Consider the following 15,341-nt stretch of genomic DNA (forward strand, 5'->3'; position numbering starts at 1 on the left):
CTGTATCGTGTGCGCCGCTCGCCCGGTTCCGATTTACATGCTGGTAAAAGCGGGGCAGTACCGGGCGGGCACTAATTACGATTTTTCAGGAAACCACTCGGTTTCATATTCGAACTGAGTCACACGCTCGATCTCGATACTGGGTAACTGGCGGCGGAATACTTCGGTACCGTATGGTTTTTTCATGTATTCAGCGGCTTCTTCCATAAACGTGCCTTTGAACACTTGCAACAAATGGTCAGCAGCTTTTTCGTATTGATCTTCGGGATAGTTTCCTAAGCACATGCCACCCAGGCAAACACGCCAGACAATTCGTTCCGGTTGCGCCTCGGCTGCTTTAATCATTTCATCCATGAGCTTCCGGGCGAAGCGGAGTTGGTCGAGTGTCAGAGTGGCCACCCAGTCGGTGGTGCTGACGTGCTGTGCGTGGCCCATGAGACACTTGATTTCAGGCATGGCGATTCCTCTCCCACCGGCAGGCTGGTATATAAGCTTTGGTTATTGGGTCAGTTCGTGGCCGAATGGCACGCGAAAGCCGGAAGCGTTGCGGTGACCGCCACCGCCGTACTGTTTGGCGATATCGGAAACATCGAGGCCTTCGTCGGTGCTGCGCAGGCTGAATGAACGTCCGTCCGGCGTGTCCCAGTAGCAGGCAGCGAATGGCTCGCCTTGCGCCATGAGATGGCCGGCATCGCTGGTCAAGGTGTACGGGAGGCTAGCTGCGGGCACGTCGTGACCACCGATCACCAGGCGGCGCTTCGTCACGGCGACCAGTTCAGCGACGTCCTTGTGATGCTTGCGCTCAATCGCGGCGCCATCTGAACGCAAAGTCTCAACGTCGGCGGCCATCAGGCGGTCCCACACTTCGAAGTCGTAGGGGTAGCTGAACAGGTTGGCCTGAATCTCCCTGGTACCGTCCAGTTTGAACAACCACAAATCGCGATCCTCGATGTGTCGCAGCAGTTGCGGTGGATCTTGGTCGGGGAAGTAATGATCCCACGCCAGCATTGCCCCGCTGCGATTCATGTCGAAGCAACAGGCAATGGCTGGACCATTCTGCGAGTGAGCCATATCGTGCGCCGTCTTCCATCCGAGCAACGGAGACCCGTCGTCGTGCCGAGTATCTTCTTCGATGCCAGCGTGAAATGGCTCAAAGCGGGCTAAGTCTTCAGCAGCGCTTTTATGGTGGTCGAGCACGATGATGCTATTGGCTTTGTTCGCGAGCGCTGCCAGTACGTCGTACTTGTAGCTGAAGTCGACGAGGATCACGTCCTTGCCTGTGACGTCCGGCGGCTCTTGACCGTAAACACCAGCGACGAACTCGACATCATTACCAAGAGCTTTGCGTACCACCCAGGCTGCGCCGAAGCCGTCAGCGCAGTTGCCATGGTAAATGCACATGGGTTTCGATTGATTGGCAGTCATGACTGTTCCTTTGCCGCTATAGCGGATGGCTTTGAAAGGGGGGAGGGTTGGTGATATAAGGTGGATTGTTCGCCCGGTTCGGACGTTCAACGGCGCATGGATGCTGTCCGTGTCGGGCGGACTCCTTTAGTGCAGTTTTCCAGTTAAGCGCTCGCGCCAAGTCAGGCTTCGCGGTAGATGCTCGGTATCGTCTATCTCAACAATCACATAAGCACACCGATCAAAACTCGCCTCGCGCTGACCTTTCAGCCAGCAAGCTTCCTTCTGCGCCTCATCTAGAGTCCGCGATTCCAGTTCGTGCACGTTGAAGCCGTTACTGGTGACATGCCAACCGTGTATCACAGCGATGTACCGGCTCATAGTCCGAATAACTCCCCGCTCAAAGTAGATGTCGTCGCGGAGGAGGACTCAAGGCGAGCGTCATCCTCCGGCTTGTATTCGCTATCACCTGGATCCTCAATCATAAAGTTCGGCAGGCAGGCAATCGAGCTGGAGCCGTTGTACGTCGAGAGCCAGCAAGTCACAGCATGGTCGTCATCGTGCATGACAGTGATGGCCGGAGGGATGTTTGCTGAGGCATTACATCCGGCGAGCGTCAGCAGCAAGAGAAAAAGAACCTTTTTCATTGTGGGGTCTCCGGATAGATAAAGGTTTGCACCTGGTCCTTTTCGCCGATCGGTTGGAGCTGGGTGAGGTCGAACCCGAGCTTGTTTGCCATGCCATTGGCAGCCATTCGAGCACTGATCGTGCTGCTGGCCGTACCCTTGTGACCTTTGGCGCGAGCGACGTACGAGCCGGTCGAATAGCGGACGGTGATGATGGTGCTCATAACAAACTCCAAACGAGGCCAATCACTGCGAGGATCGCCAGCACAGCGCCCATCCACAAAAGCGGCTTCGCCGCTTCTTCCAGTGTCTTATCAGGTGGTTCGTGTTTCATGGCATACGCTCCCAGGTGTCACTGGTGGTTAAGTTGATTCGGCTGACTTCGATTGGGTGCCTATCGACACCCTGGAGACTGCATATCCCCTCTGATTCGGCGATGACCAGGTAATGCTTTCGCGTCACGCGATGGCGGTATCGCTCAGCGGGCTTGTTCTTTTTTGGCATGGCGATACCTGTGCTGGCTGGAAAAAAACAGGAAGGGTTGCGACCTACTTGCGCACCAAATTCATAGGATTCTGGTTAGGCGCTGTGCTGGATCGCGAGCAAGTTATCGCCAGCGCGTGTTATGCCTGCATGCAATTCAACATTTCGACCTGCGAGCATGCCCGCGATTTGGGCGTCCAGATCCAACTCGACTCCCTTGCTTTTTCGGGACTCTCCAATGTCTTGGGTGGAGAGGTACTCGCTGATCAATGCCTTGTCCTGCGCCTGAATTGCGACAAGGTCTTGGCCGGTGGAGGGGCGTCCTAGCGGATCATCGTCACCTTGAGGCACAAGCGCTTTCAGCTTCGACTGAACCTCCCACACCCACGCCAGCGCGAAGTGATCGCCAGCAGTTTCTGCCGAATACTGACTTCGATGAACTCCGGACCTGACGGCTGAGCAGTACTCCTTGCGCGCCATGGTGAGCTTGGTGTGCAGCGCCTCATACGCGTACAGGGCGATGTTCTGAGCGGGAGAAACACCAACGAATGTCGCGCACTCAATGACTTGGCCTTTCGAACAGCTCCACTTCCGACAGCGCAGGGTCGTACAGCCGAATGTGTCTGCCACAGCAATGCTCAGCTGTTGATCCCATGCTGATCGACGCTTGGCGCGAAAGATGGCCGACTCGACTTCACCGACATCGCTCAACTTCACGTCAATTTCGGTTAGCCGATACTCGCGCATCAACGCCTGTGCTTGACGAAGTGCTGTTGCGGCTTCGTTCTCGTTGGCGCTTTGGGCTAGCGCCAGACAATGCTTGATCTTGCGGATCGCGCGCTCGCGTTTCTTTTCGTCGATCTGTTGTGCGGACATCAGGGATCCTCGTCGGCTGGCGTGATTTATTGAAGTGGAGTAATTTTTTGAATCTGGCGCAACGGAGGTGGCTGCGATGAGTGCGAAGGTCGATGTAGAAGCGATTCGGCTTATTGGTGAAGAGGTGGTTCGTTTGCTCAGCCTTCCCGAGGAAAAGCTTGAGGCTGAGGTTTTCGGCGGGCTTCGTTTGATAGCAGAGCTGGCGCAGTGGCGGGATCTTGCCTACGGGCCTGAGCCAGATCTTCAGCACAATAGATAAGGCTTAGTCAGCCGGCAAAGTCGGACATTAATCCCAGCGCCTCATCAATTAATTCAGCTGCCTCGCCGGCACTCACCTCGCAATGATCCTTCAGCAGCTCGTAAACACTCTGGAGGCATGCTTGCAGTTCGTCCGCTGGCGAGCTGCTTTTTTCTGCATCCTCCAGCTGTCCTTCGAGATCAACCACCCTTTGATTGAGTCTTTCGATCTCGCTGAGGTAGGTTCCGCTAAAACAAGCCGATCTGCGGACCATCTCAGCCTGGGCGTCTTCGTCGAAACCTGCGTAATGAATAAGCTCATCATCGCTAAGAGCAGCTACTGGTAGACCCATGAGTTATCTCCAGTCAGGCGCTGGCCCGCTTGAGTTGATCTGCAAGTTGAACTGGCAGGTTTTTTATGAGCAGCGTGCCGGCCTTGCCGTCGTATTGCAGTTTCGATCCGAGCAAGTGAGATTCGAAGCTGATCGAGAGGCCTTCGGCGCGCCCGGTGAAGCGCCGGAATTTGTTGATGGTCTTTTTGTCTGCGGGGATCTCCGGTGACAGGCCGTAATCCTTGTTTTTGATGTGGTCGTGAAACGCCGTAGGACGCTCTTCGTCGATCAACTCCGAAAGCAGCTCGGAAAGCTCCTCAAGGATGATTGGCTCGCAGACTTTAGATTGCGCAGTGGCATAGTCGACCAAGGCAGTGGTCGCGTGCCTAGCTTGTTCCTCAGGTAGATCCTCAGCGGCGACGAAATCGCTGAATGCCATGAGCAGCGTGCGAGTCTCGCTCGGACCGTCGACGCCTTCCTGGCAGCCGATGAAATCGCGGAAGTATTCGACCGACTTGCGTCCGCCTTTGGGCTTGATGAAGGACACATATTGCTTCGACTGCGGGTTGTTTTTCCATTCAGAGAGATTTATTCGAGCGGCGAAGCTCAAGTGATCAAGATCCAGATAGTGGGAGTAAACGGTTTGAAGTTTTTCGTTTACGGAAACAGTTTGGCGCTGCTGGAGGAGAGCGATGACCAGGTAATCAGTCATGCCTTGCTGGTAGTGGGTAAGCAGGACATGGCCACCGACCGTTAGATTTGACTCATCCATCAACTGCTTCAGATGCTCGGTGGCACGCACGCTGAATTCGGCAAAGTCTTTCGCTCCATCCAAGTACTGGCTAAGCCAGCCACTGAGCGGAAAGGCTCCGGATTCAGCTTGAAAGAAGCCCCAGCCCTTGCCGGCTTTTGCGTTGTAGCTTTCGTTGAAGCCTTGTAGCAGGGCTTCATTCGTATTGGACTCACTCAGCTCCGTGTTTCGTAAATGGAGAATGGATGGCGAGCCATCTGGTTTCTTGTTGATCTGGTGAATGATGCAATGACGAATTGGCATACGGATTCCTTGAGTTGATGTCGCCAAAAAAGAGGGCAGCGGCGTGGCCTGTCGGTGTGTTACGGCTAGTCGTTACAAATCAGCGTGACGTAGCGATTTGACTAGCTTCAACCCCTCACATGAGCTATTTGTTCGGTCCAGCCTTTCGCTGATTAGGAGATAAGAGTGGTTTTATGCAGCAGATGTAGGAGCGCGATTGAAAACCCAGGTCGTCCGGGTCACGCAAATCAACTTGTTGAAACGGGGAAGAGGGAGCCGATAGGTCGTTGCATCACAATTTTAAAATGCAATGACTGCAGTAAAATTTGGTTCTTGACCAAACTCACCTATGCCCCTTGGACCGAGTCGTGGACGCACTGAAATAAAATAGGCCTTTAGGCTGACAGTCGATGCATTTGCATTCGAGCCTTGTCGGCCACTTCATCAACCATGCGATTCAGTTCCAGATTGAATTGAACGAGCTCTTTGTGCAGTGTCTCTAGGTATTCTTCGTCGCGATAAATCGTTTGGATGTAGAGCTGACAATCTCCATCTTGACGCGAGTCGAACGAAAGAAAATCCCACCACTTGCGACCCGTGACGAACATGCAGCCTTGGACCTGCGCCATATGCTCGCCAGGCATGCCCTCCAGCCATGTTTGCACGTGAACAGCTTCGTTGTAGGGGCACTTCGACTCTATGCCGCCGTCGGCGTCCACTAGGCCATCTGGCGAGCATCCCAGCCAATCGTATTTCGGGTGGATTATGAAGCCGCTGGGCACGACATCATTCCCGGTCATGAGCTCGTAGGCTTCGTGTGATGAGCGCTCCTCCTCGGTACCCCAGCGCATTGAGGCGCTTTTCACTTGGTGCTTTGGCTTCCGCGCCAAGCGCTCAAAGCACAGTTCGAGCATGTAGCTGGTACGGGCTTTTTGTGGCTCTCGCTTACCCTTTTTATCAGGCTTGCCCCACGCCATGACGTCGTTGAACCGACTAGCGGTGATTCGGCCAATGCGATCGGTGTGCCACTGCTCGGTGCGCTGAAGGTCTATAGCGACGCTCATTGTTCGGCGCCTTGCTGATCATCGCCTTCGGTAACGGTGGTGAATTCAGCATCGATAATTTCCGCACTGACGCTCAGCGCAATGTTCTTCAGTTCGTCTTTGCGGGCCATGCCGACAGCTACGCGCTCCGTGGGCTTCAGTGCCTTCCAGGCCTTTTCATAGCCATCAATTCCTTGTTCCTTGGCGACCTTTTTCAACTGCTCGAACAAGTCCGCGGCCGCGTCTGTCACATCGTTCTGGGCGGACGAAGTTGCCGTCTCGGCGGGGGCCGCTGCACCCTCATGCGGTGTAATGTCGATTTCTTCGGCTGATGGCATCTCGTCGCTAGTGTAGACCCCGAGAATTACGTCAGGGGCATGCAGTCGGGCCCATTTGCGGATTGCGAGGTAAGCAATCTGCTGCTTAGGGTCAGTTGCCCACTGAGTAGAGAATCGCGGGTAGGCTTGGGTCATCATGACCTTGACCTCGCGTGGCAGGGTTTCACCGATCATGGTCAGGCGAACAATGATGCCCAAGTCTAGCTCGTCGTCTTTCTTCCACGCTGCTGTGTAATATTTGCCGCCCTTGTCGGATTTGTTCTCGTTCACGCGCCCCAGAATCTTGTCCCAGTCGCCCAGGTACTCATACTCCGGACGCCCTTGAATTGGTGCACGAGAAATCACTATGGCATTGATCAGCTGCGCCTCGTATCCAAGTGCGCCGCCCTGGGTGAGGTGAGTTTTCTGAGCGACAGCAAAGGGGCTGATGCCCCACTGCATTGACTGCATGACGATGGCCATGCAGTCAGCTTGGTTACCCCGAAAATGCGCGGGTACGGTCGCTTGACCACCCGCCATCATTGCTGCCAAGTCGGTCATGGACTGCATGCTTTCGCGGTTTAGGATCAGTGCTGTGGGGCTGGCAAAATCCGTCGAGATTGCTGACAGCTGAGTTGATGCGCTCATTGCTTGCTCCATAGCCGACGATTCTGATCGGCCACTGGGGTTAGTTTCTGGATTCTTTAGAACGACAGGGCACGCAGCCACGCGCAGGCCTGATCCTTGTCCACGTCGTAGGCCATGGCTACCACTTCCACTACTTCGGCAGCGGTTGGCATATTTGGATCGGAGGCCACGTCTACCGCTGTGGGATCGGTTAAAGCCTTTGATGTTGGTGCCGGCTCGACAACCACTGAAGTCGTGACTGTGGCAGCTTCTAGTGCTGGAATATGCGCGATGGTTGCCGCTGGAACCGAGACAGATGTTTGTGCGCGCAGACGGGTCAGTTCTTCCTGGTCACGCTGGTTCTGCTCGTCCTTTAGGCGCTGGGCGTCTTGATCACGCTGCAGTTGCTCGCGCTGCCGGTTCAGTTCGGCTTGTTGATCCGCGATGCGTTGGCGATCTTCTGCTGCGATGCGTTGGCGTTCCTTCTCCGCGTTTTCATCGGCGATGCGTTGCTTCTTGCGCAACTCGTCGAGTTCTTTCTGCTGTGTCAGCAGTTTGGCGGCAGCCTCTTCGCGTTCAATGGCAGACTTGTGCAGCGTTTCCAGTTGCTCAATAGCATTGTCGCGAGCGATGGTGCCTTCAGCCTCGAACTCCGCATATTCTTCAGGCAGGATCACCGATTCCTTTACGCCTTGCAGAATGCTTGCGACATCGGCAGCGCTGCGGCTTGCATATGCAGCAGCGACAGAGCGGAATCGGGTGATTTTTGCCCTAATGGCTTCAACGCGCTCAGCTTCGATACGCTCGCGTTCGGCCTTGGCGTCAGCTATGCGTTTTTCTTCGGCTTTAATGGCTTCGTCGACGGGCTCCTCAATTGCCAGTACACGACCCTTCAATGCCTCCCCGAACTCCTTGACTTGGTTGACGCGAGCCTGGGCATCCTTGACCTTCTGCTGATAGGGGACCAGCGCCGTCTTGGTGGTTTTGTCCAAGGCATAGCGCACGTCCCGGATATCGGCGCGTACTTCTTTTGCATTTGCCAAACCTTCACTCGTCGAGCAGTCAACGACCAGCTTCGCGTAAGTCGTCTCCAGACGAACGATCTGCTCTTCGTGCGGACGATATTCCGCGATATCGGTGACGGCACTCGCAACTTCTTCGGTCAGAACTTTGTCGGCAGCAACGTCCGCTTGTTGATTTTTAGGCATGAGTAAAACTCCGCGCCATCCTTGCGGGGCGCCGTGATTAAGGGGGGTGGTTATTGGGTAATCAGGCCGCCGATTGCCGGGGCGAAACAAATTATGCTGAGGAATAGGGCGCCCGCAGAGCCTCGCCAAATGGCATGGCGGCGACTACGTTGAGCGCTGGTCATGACGTACCTCATGTTTCCAATGGTGGTTGTGCAGTGTCGACGACAAGCGCACCGGAAGCTTGCTGACTGGCGTGTCGCGATTGAGCGGCTCGCTGGATTCCGACAGATGATCGCGGATCAGTTCGTCGGTCATTTCTTCGATCAGGCTTTTGACTGGAGAGGTTGTCATAGCCCGCCCCTGCAAAGGTCTCGCACTTGTGCATCCCTACGATCGGCTTGAATCTTGTTGAGCTCAGATTCGCGGGCTTGTTCGGCATCGCAGACGCGCTGCATGAGTTCGATCGATTCACCCTGATCAATATCACCTTGGTAGAGGGCGAGCTGAATTGCGCACTCACAGCCATTCAGGGCTGGAAAGAGAGATCTGCCGATTGATTCGATCTGAAACTCAATGAATTTGACGGTTCTGTCATAGCGTTTGCGCATAATTACTTTTCCTTGTAGCCCCAGAATTTGCCTATCTGCTCAACTGCGGCGCGACGCTTTGTCGCCGCTGCCTTTCGCTCGATAAGCTCCCGCGCCTCATGCTCAATCCTCTCCTGCGAGCGCATCAACTCGGCGGCTTCATAGTCGTGGAATTCATCGAGCTGTGGTTTCTTCTCGCGGCCCCAAGCGTCGTAGCGCCTATCCCATTCGCGGGCCTGTGCACTATCTGCGTAACTGGTTGCCATGAGGCCTCCGACAAGCGTGGATTAGCCCAAGGCGCCAGCCTGATAGCGAGCGGCGCAGGGCGTGTTCTTGCAGAAGCTCAGAAGCTGATACTGCGTCTCCCGCTTGCCGGTATGACGGCTGCGACCGCGCCGAGAGATCTTGGTGACCTCCAGCTGGCTTGGGTCGCACCAGCTTTTGCACTGCGGGCACTGCGCCTTATCAGGCTTAGCGTTTTCCATGGATGACTCCTTATTCTTTGGCGTCGATACCGAAGTACTGACGGGCAAATTCTTCGCCGATGGCTTCGAGGAAGTGGGCGCGATCAATGAACTCCATCACCTCTACAGCTTCGAAGTTGTCGAACAACGTTTGCAGGTCGGCTTCAGCGGTAACGCGAACATTGGACGAGTGCCCGCACTCTCCGCAGGCGTTGACCGTTTCAGCATCGAAAACGATTTCCTTGGTGCTCATGAACACTCCTGTAATGGGCTTTAAAATCGAATGCATAGGTCGCCACCTTGATCAGAAACAGACTTCCGCAAGGCTCATCTAACAAGGTGGCGACGTATGAAATCGGGGTGGTGAGATGCCAGGTCACGCACGAGCGGGAAACCCTACAAGGAGCCGTGCAAACCCTTGCGGGGAACGGTGCCCTCTCTATGCGCCCTGAGCTGCCGGGGATGTACAGCCGCGCTCTTTCCGGCTTACGCGTCACGGTGATCCCGAAGGCCTGCCGTGAACAGGTGTCGATACTGTCGCATCGGTGAGCTCTGAAGCGATGGCACACGAACCATCCAACGAAACTACCGTTGTGCTGCAGAGCTCACCGATGCGACCTCTTGCGAGGGATCGGGCAGTTAACGAGAGGCTCTCGCGGCGCTGGTTGTTCGCTATCGACAAGACCGACTTTCTTCGGTCGTCACCTGCCGTAGGGCAGTCACAAGCTCGCGGTGTTCTTGCTCAGTCCAGGCGCAAGGTGGTGAGCCGCTCGGCGCCGTAAGAGCGCTGATATTTTGAGCCTGAATACGCTTGTAAATCTCATCACGATGCACTGCGACATCCTTTGGCGCCGCAATCCCTATCCGTACCTGCTGGCCGCTTACGCCCAGAATAGTGATGAGGATGTCGTCGCCGATGTTGATGCTTTCGCCAATCTTGCGGGTGAGTATCAGCATGTCTTGCTCCTTGCTTGGTTGGATTTCCCGCTGCCACCGTCTCCAGTGGCAGGGGTGAAATCATCCCTCACAACTCATCTGGTAGTTGCTTGCATGTTCTTCAGTGCAGAACTCCAGCTCACGAGTTCGAACGTATTTTTTTCTGCGTACTTGGTCATAGGCTTGATCGATGATCTTCGCCTTTACCACCACTTCGATGGTCTTACCGCAGAAGGTACACTTGCTTGCCGCTGGTTGGTTCATGGTTACAGCTCCGGTTGATTTCCCGTCTGCCCCTCGCAAGAAGGGCAGCCAGTGAAATCGGTGTGCCGCGCTCAGCTGCTGGCGTGTCGCGCTGTATTTCTTCTGGCTTTTCGGTACAGGGTTACTCGCCACCCTGGGAGGCATTCTTTCACTGCTTTGTACTGTGCCGGTGTTGCGCCTCATCTTGGCTCCAGCAGGGAGTGCTAACAGCGCAGGTCGGTGGTCGCTGAATCCAGAAACGTCAGCGGGTCGACCTGGCTCGGTCACCAGATCCGAGCATGGGCCGATTCAAAGAACCGGCACTTGCAGTCATGTTTTGCCACCGTCGCTCAGATCGCGATGCTGCTGCGCCTGTCGGGACTGCGGTGGGGTCGAGATTGTTAAAGAGCGCCGGGTTGCCCCGTATCGCGGTGGTGTGTTGCTGCGACGGGGTGAATATTACCCATAGGTTAAAATCACGGTCAATACCCTCAGGTAATAAAAATAAAATGGACGAAAAAAAACCCGCTTTATGCGGGCCTCGATTGCTTGTTTGGAAGTATGCGATGCAGATCGTTAGGTAGTGAAACCTACGAAAACCGTGCGTCCAATTAGGCTTTTAGGGTCGTTTGGATCAATCTCCTCCTTTTCATACTCCGGATTTGCCGGCTTAACAAATGTGCGCCCACCATATGGGCTCAATGCCCCCATGATTGGTTCTTGCCCGCCAACCGATGCGATAACAAGTTGCCCCGGAGACACCGGGGCGTCCGGATCGACTACTGCGATCCAGCCTGGAAGAATTGGGCGCTCCGCCCGAGGGCCTGACATTGAGTCATTAGTCATGCGAAAGGCAAAGGCGCGAATCCCTACCGGAACGACACACGGTATGTACGCCTCTATCGCGATGTCCGTCATTTTGTAACCTCCTGAGACCCATTCAATGGCATTGCTCAGCGAGATTAGTGGGACACTGTATATGTGTCCAGTATCGACAGGAGGGGAAATGTCCCTATCCATTACATGGCGAGAGCCATGCGGTAGTGGCAATTTGACTTCTTCTGACCTGTCTAGCGCTGGCCTTTCACCTGAGGAAACTAGTCCTTCCTCTTTAGGTTTGTCCAGCGCCAACGGCGGTAAACCGAGACGAATTTCTAAATCGCGTGCGAACTCTTCACCGACGTTTTTTCGATGCTTTTCATTTTCTGTTAGGCAGCGCGATATGTAGCTATGCGCCCGATCAGCCGCTTCGGCTAATCCGGCCATCCGGCCACTAAATTTCTGTTTGACGATGGCGCGCAGGTTTTCGCGTCGAATTTCATATATGTCCATTAACGAATAATCTCAGTTTGCTACCCACAGGTAAATAACCCAAGGGTGTTGCCATCGCTGTTACCTTGGGGTTATATTTCGGGTACTTTTACTCGAGAGCTGCTTATGAGGACCAAAAACATAGAGCTGCTGGTGTGGCTCAAAACAGCCGATGACTCCGCAGTGGCCAAGACTGGCACCAGTCGTGCCTACCTGCGAATGATCGCTTACGGCTGCAAAACTGCTTCCGCTGAGATTGCGGTTCGGACAGAAACTGCCACTAGTGGTTCAGTTACTCGCCAAGCATTGCGCCCAAATGATTGGCACGAAATCTGGCCAGAGCTCAAAGCGGACCGGAATAATGCATCTGCTGAGGCTCTAAGTCATGCGAGCTGACTCGCAGACATTGATTGCGACCTTGCTCGGCGGCGTCAATCAGTGGTGCAAGCGGGAGGGCATGAGTCGGGCTACTGCGGCTCAGTTGATCGTCGAGACTCACGAGCGAATCGGCGGCCCGCAATGCACCGGTATTCGCTTCGAGCCGCCAACGCAAGATGCGCACACTCGGATGGCTGTTAACTCGGAGCGGATCTTTCGTTGGCTCAATGACGCCACGAAAGATACCAACTTGCTCCCGGCAAATTTCATCCCGTCGATTCTGGCTGCACTGCCATGCGATCTGAAGATCCAGGTACTCGGAGAGTTGCTCGTTCCGCTTGGCGTTTCCGTGCGTGTGATCGCCAAGGAGAGCATTGAGGACGGAATGTTTCACCACGTCCGGGCGGTCATGAAAGAGGGCGCTGAAGCACAAGAGGCCATGGTGTATCTGCTGGACGATACAAGCCAAGACCGACTGAAAATCGCCCACCGTGAGTTAAGTGAATCGCTCGTTGCGGGCGGTCAGGCGTTGAGTCTCATTGAGCAGACTATCCAAGAGAGAGCGAGATTATGAATCAGCAAGAACTGCATAAACAAAATCTGACGACCGAGGCCGTCAGAGCTGCATCTGATAGGTCTGCGAAAGGCGCATTTGATGACTACGAAAGCGTGATTTTAACGCTCGAAACAGACGAGATGATTATTTTTCAAGGGGTCAGATACAAGTCAAAGGTCTCAGCTGGCGAATCCTCATCCTGATAGCACTTTTGTATTCGTCGACGTTCAGGTCGTTAGGTACGAGATCTCGCAGTCGCTCCAGATCTTCGATGAGCCTGCCCCTGTCGAAAGATTCGGTTCGATTGATTGCGGCAAGCATCACCAGCTGGACGTTGATCAAAGCTGCTGTCTGCGTCTGGAGCGCGGTCACTAACAATTCAATTTTTTCATCAACATTGTTTTTTCGGCGAATCAGTTCCAGCAAGTCGCTATTTGTTTGAGTCATGTCCGGCCTCCTTGGGCCTTTGTTTGTGGAAATTCAAAATACCACGGATGCGCCGGACACCTATTTCGCAAGCTCCTCACGTAGGAGTGAGATTGACATGCAGTACACGATTACTATCAATCAAGCAAAAGCTCTTGAGTGGGGGTTGAACTCACAGCAAGCGCTGCTGTTTGCCTTTGTCTACGAATGCCCAAGCTGGGCTAATTCAATGAAGACAGATAGCGGGATCTTCTTTGCGTTGAGCAAAGCCAAGATCGTTGAAGAGTTGCCTTTGCTCACGGATAAACCCGATACCGCGTACCGGCTTTTGAGGGCGCTGGAGGAGGCTGGATTAATCGATCTGGCCAGCACTTCAAGCATCACATTGGTCCGTCTGACGAAGAAAGCAAAGGAGTGGAATCGCAAGCTTGACGGGTCGGAAAAATATCCGACCTTAGATAAGGAGCTCGGAAAAAAATCCGATGTAACAGGTCGGAAAAAAATCCGAGCTAGATCGGAAAAAAATCCGAGCGAGGTCGGAAATATTTCCGATAGGGGTCGGAAAAAAATCCGTTCGAGGTCGGAAAAATCTCCGACAAATCAGGATACCAGTAATCAGGTAACCAATAATCAGGGTACCAATCAGGATACCAGTGATCAGAATTTGCCAGAGGGCACGGCAGAGCCGACCCGTTCTGGCGGATTAGTTTTGGTCGGTGAGCAGTCAGCTGCGACGGAAGCGCCACGCTGCGAAATCCCTCTCGACATGCCGGGGCCGAAAGATCCGACCTGCAAAACATTCAAGACTTGGGCTAACTACGCCATGGCATACCGCAAGCGCTACCACACCTGGCCGGTGTGGAACGCTTCCGTTGGCGGAAAGCTTGGTCAGCTGATCGACCGTCTTGGGTCTGATGTGGCTCACAGCGTGGCCGCGTACTTCGTCAAGATCAACGACGCCCAGTTGATCCGCAAGTGCCATGGCTTGGGCGAGCTGCTGGCTAACGCAGAGGCTTACCACACCCAGTGGGCTACACAGACCCAGGTGAACGGGGCTACTGCCCGTCAGATGGAAAACACGCAAGCCAACGTATCGACCGCTGATCAAGCCAAAGCACTGCTTCGCAAGCGGAACGAATCCCATGCTTAGCCAGTACGAAATCGACGACGTGGTCGATCTGATCTGCGGTACCGCTGAGGCAATGGGCTGCACGCTGAGCCCGAACACTGCAGCGATCATGACCGTGGATCTGAGTCGCTATCCGCTGGCGCTGATCCAGGCTGCGCTGCTCGCTTGCCGTCAGGAGGTTCGTGGTCGCTTGACCATGGCCGACATCCTCCAGCGTGTTCAGGCGGCAGATGGTCGGCCAGGCAAGGACGAGGCATGGGCTATCGCCGTTTCGTCGTGCAACGAATTCGATTCCATCGTTTTGACCGAAGAGATTCATCTGGCGCTGGCTGCTGCGCGTCCCGTGTTGAGCGCAGGCGACAAGATCGGCGCTCGCATGGCGTTCATGGATGCCTATGTCCGGATCGTCGGCGAGGCGCGACGTCAGGCGCTTCCAGCCAAATGGCATCTTTCGATGGGATTCGATCCGGCAGGACGAGTCGACGCTCTAGCCACCGCGGTGCAGATGCAGCGTATTTCGCACGATCGAGCAGAGATGTATCTGCTCGATCTGGCGCAGGAGCCGATCACTGAGGACGGGAAGGCAATCGCCTGCTTGATCACTGGTGAGGCCTGCAAGCCATCCCCCGAAGTGTCCGAGCGGCTCCAGGTCATCAGAGAAACACTTGCGCAAGGCGCCGAGAAAAAGCGGCGCCAGGCGCGTCTTGAGCGAGTTGAGCTTTACCTGCGTAAGCGGAAGCTTCAGGCGCAGGTTATGGCCTTACTGGAGAAGCGCGATGCCTAACTTGGAAAAACATCTTCTCTCGGATGCCGGTATCCCCAGTCTTGCTGAAGCCTTCGCAGAGGCGTGCCGCAATGTCCGCCCATGCATGGCTGGCAAAGCCAAGTGGAGTCACCGAGTTGTGCACCACGCAGCTCGAGAAACTGGCTGGTGGATGCTGAACAACCGAGACACTTACCCTGACAACAAAGTCGAGGAAGTGTTTAAGAGGAATTTTTCTGAGGCGTGTAAGCGTTTTTTAGAGGGCGGCTATTTGTACAAGTTACCTGCCGATTCCATTCGAACGCCGGAAGTAGCAGGTGCTGCAATAAATTCTATTCGCGACATTTTAAAATCAAACAAAACAAACATTTAATCCAGAT

24 protein-coding genes and 1 pseudogene are annotated in these 15,341 nt (G+C 54.6%); 5 read left to right on the plus strand and 20 right to left on the minus strand.

Features of this window, described 5'->3' with window-relative positions; genetic code table 11:
* Positions 1-75 precede the first annotated feature (75 nt).
* The 6 genes from NL116_RS14460 to NL116_RS14485 form a co-directional block, all read right to left on the minus strand.
* Positions 76-456, minus strand: a complete 381-nt coding sequence (locus tag NL116_RS14460) for a hypothetical protein (RefSeq protein ID WP_494377764.1) — start codon at positions 454-456, stop codon at positions 76-78.
* A 42-nt stretch (positions 457-498) separates the two neighbouring features.
* Positions 499-1,425 carry a phosphohydrolase gene (locus tag NL116_RS14465; RefSeq protein WP_494377765.1) on the minus strand — a complete coding sequence of 309 codons (927 nt, stop codon included), beginning with the start codon at positions 1,423-1,425 and terminating at the stop codon, positions 499-501.
* Between the two features lie 126 nt (positions 1,426-1,551).
* On the minus strand, positions 1,552-1,785 hold the full coding sequence (locus tag NL116_RS14470; protein WP_494377766.1) for a hypothetical protein: 234 nt from the start codon (positions 1,783-1,785) through the stop codon (positions 1,552-1,554).
* Positions 1,782-2,051 (minus strand): hypothetical protein, encoded by a 270-nt coding sequence (locus NL116_RS14475; RefSeq protein WP_494377767.1) that lies wholly within the window; start codon positions 2,049-2,051, stop codon positions 1,782-1,784. The genes NL116_RS14470 and NL116_RS14475 overlap by 4 nt, the downstream gene beginning before the upstream one ends.
* Positions 2,048-2,254 (minus strand): hypothetical protein, encoded by a 207-nt coding sequence (locus NL116_RS14480; RefSeq protein WP_494377768.1) that lies wholly within the window; start codon positions 2,252-2,254, stop codon positions 2,048-2,050. The genes NL116_RS14475 and NL116_RS14480 overlap by 4 nt, the downstream gene beginning before the upstream one ends.
* Positions 2,255-2,609: 355 nt before the next feature.
* Complete coding sequence (locus tag NL116_RS14485; protein WP_494377769.1) at positions 2,610-3,389, minus strand: DUF2786 domain-containing protein; 780 nt, start codon at positions 3,387-3,389, stop codon at positions 2,610-2,612.
* Positions 3,390-3,465: 76 nt separating this feature from the next.
* On the opposite strand from NL116_RS14485, the gene NL116_RS14490 reads away from it, so the two are divergent.
* Positions 3,466-3,648, plus strand: a complete 183-nt coding sequence (locus NL116_RS14490) for a hypothetical protein (protein WP_494377770.1) — start codon at positions 3,466-3,468, stop codon at positions 3,646-3,648.
* A gap of 7 nt (positions 3,649-3,655) precedes the next feature.
* On the opposite strand, the gene NL116_RS14495 is transcribed toward NL116_RS14490, so the two are convergent.
* The 13 genes and pseudogenes from NL116_RS14495 to NL116_RS14555 all read right to left on the minus strand — a co-directional run bounded on the left by NL116_RS14495 (position 3,656) and on the right by NL116_RS14555 (position 11,730).
* Entirely contained in the window at positions 3,656-3,979 is a 324-nt protein-coding gene (locus tag NL116_RS14495) for a hypothetical protein (RefSeq protein WP_494377771.1), read from the minus strand.
* A gap of 13 nt (positions 3,980-3,992) precedes the next feature.
* A complete protein-coding gene (gene yejK / locus NL116_RS14500) occupies positions 3,993-5,012 on the minus strand; it encodes a nucleoid-associated protein YejK (RefSeq protein ID WP_494377772.1) in 1,020 nt (339 codons plus the stop codon).
* Positions 5,013-5,386: 374 nt separating this feature from the next.
* The gene (locus NL116_RS14505; protein ID WP_494377773.1) at positions 5,387-6,055 is read right to left on the minus strand and encodes a lambda exonuclease family protein; all 669 of its coding nucleotides are present in this window, start codon (positions 6,053-6,055) and stop codon (positions 5,387-5,389) included.
* Positions 6,052-6,999: a RecT family recombinase gene (locus tag NL116_RS14510; protein WP_494377774.1), complete on the minus strand. Its 948-nt coding sequence runs from the start codon at positions 6,997-6,999 to the stop codon at positions 6,052-6,054. The genes NL116_RS14505 and NL116_RS14510 overlap by 4 nt, the downstream gene beginning before the upstream one ends.
* Positions 7,000-7,055: 56 nt before the next feature.
* Positions 7,056-8,186: a coiled-coil domain-containing protein gene (locus NL116_RS14515; RefSeq protein ID WP_494377775.1), complete on the minus strand. Its 1,131-nt coding sequence runs from the start codon at positions 8,184-8,186 to the stop codon at positions 7,056-7,058.
* Positions 8,187-8,330: 144 nt separating this feature from the next.
* Positions 8,331-8,519 (minus strand): hypothetical protein, encoded by a 189-nt coding sequence (locus NL116_RS14520; RefSeq protein WP_494377776.1) that lies wholly within the window; start codon positions 8,517-8,519, stop codon positions 8,331-8,333.
* A complete protein-coding gene (locus NL116_RS14525; RefSeq protein ID WP_494377777.1) occupies positions 8,516-8,776 on the minus strand; it encodes a hypothetical protein in 261 nt (86 codons plus the stop codon). Before NL116_RS14525 ends, NL116_RS14520 begins: the two co-directional genes overlap by 4 nt.
* 2 nt (positions 8,777-8,778) lie before the next feature.
* Positions 8,779-9,021, minus strand: coding sequence for a hypothetical protein (locus NL116_RS14530; RefSeq protein ID WP_494377778.1), 243 nt, complete (start codon positions 9,019-9,021; stop codon positions 8,779-8,781).
* A 21-nt stretch (positions 9,022-9,042) separates the two neighbouring features.
* Entirely contained in the window at positions 9,043-9,240 is a 198-nt protein-coding gene (locus NL116_RS14535) for a hypothetical protein (RefSeq protein ID WP_494377779.1), read from the minus strand.
* A gap of 10 nt (positions 9,241-9,250) precedes the next feature.
* Positions 9,251-9,472, minus strand: a complete 222-nt coding sequence (locus NL116_RS14540) for a hypothetical protein (protein ID WP_494377780.1) — start codon at positions 9,470-9,472, stop codon at positions 9,251-9,253.
* Positions 9,473-9,990: 518 nt separating this feature from the next.
* Positions 9,991-10,176, minus strand: a pseudogene (csrA, locus tag NL116_RS14545) (carbon storage regulator CsrA); the annotation flags it as partial.
* A 60-nt stretch (positions 10,177-10,236) separates the two neighbouring features.
* The gene (locus NL116_RS14550) at positions 10,237-10,602 is read right to left on the minus strand and encodes a hypothetical protein (protein ID WP_494377781.1); all 366 of its coding nucleotides are present in this window, start codon (positions 10,600-10,602) and stop codon (positions 10,237-10,239) included.
* Positions 10,603-10,974: 372 nt separating this feature from the next.
* A complete protein-coding gene (locus tag NL116_RS14555; RefSeq protein WP_494377782.1) occupies positions 10,975-11,730 on the minus strand; it encodes a S24 family peptidase in 756 nt (251 codons plus the stop codon).
* A gap of 364 nt (positions 11,731-12,094) precedes the next feature.
* Here NL116_RS14555 and NL116_RS14560 point away from each other — a divergent pair, with 364 nt between their 5' ends.
* Positions 12,095-12,661, plus strand: coding sequence for a toxin YdaT family protein (locus NL116_RS14560; RefSeq protein ID WP_494377783.1), 567 nt, complete (start codon positions 12,095-12,097; stop codon positions 12,659-12,661).
* Between the two features lie 141 nt (positions 12,662-12,802).
* Here the strand turns inward: NL116_RS14560 and NL116_RS14565 are convergent, their stop codons facing one another.
* On the minus strand, positions 12,803-13,090 hold the full coding sequence (locus tag NL116_RS14565; protein ID WP_494377784.1) for a ubiquitin family protein: 288 nt from the start codon (positions 13,088-13,090) through the stop codon (positions 12,803-12,805).
* A gap of 97 nt (positions 13,091-13,187) precedes the next feature.
* On the opposite strand from NL116_RS14565, the gene NL116_RS14570 reads away from it, so the two are divergent.
* The 3 genes from NL116_RS14570 to NL116_RS14580 are packed head-to-tail and all read left to right on the plus strand — an operon-like array spanning position 13,188 to position 15,334.
* A complete protein-coding gene (locus NL116_RS14570) occupies positions 13,188-14,219 on the plus strand; it encodes a phage replication protein (RefSeq protein ID WP_494377785.1) in 1,032 nt (343 codons plus the stop codon).
* The gene (locus NL116_RS14575; RefSeq protein ID WP_494377786.1) at positions 14,212-14,982 is read left to right on the plus strand and encodes a hypothetical protein; all 771 of its coding nucleotides are present in this window, start codon (positions 14,212-14,214) and stop codon (positions 14,980-14,982) included. The genes NL116_RS14570 and NL116_RS14575 overlap by 8 nt, the downstream gene beginning before the upstream one ends.
* The gene (locus NL116_RS14580) at positions 14,975-15,334 is read left to right on the plus strand and encodes a hypothetical protein (protein WP_494377787.1); all 360 of its coding nucleotides are present in this window, start codon (positions 14,975-14,977) and stop codon (positions 15,332-15,334) included. Before NL116_RS14575 ends, NL116_RS14580 begins: the two co-directional genes overlap by 8 nt.
* Positions 15,335-15,341 lie beyond the last annotated feature (7 nt).

The organism is Pseudomonas sp. FBCC-B1667 (assembly GCF_059133255.1).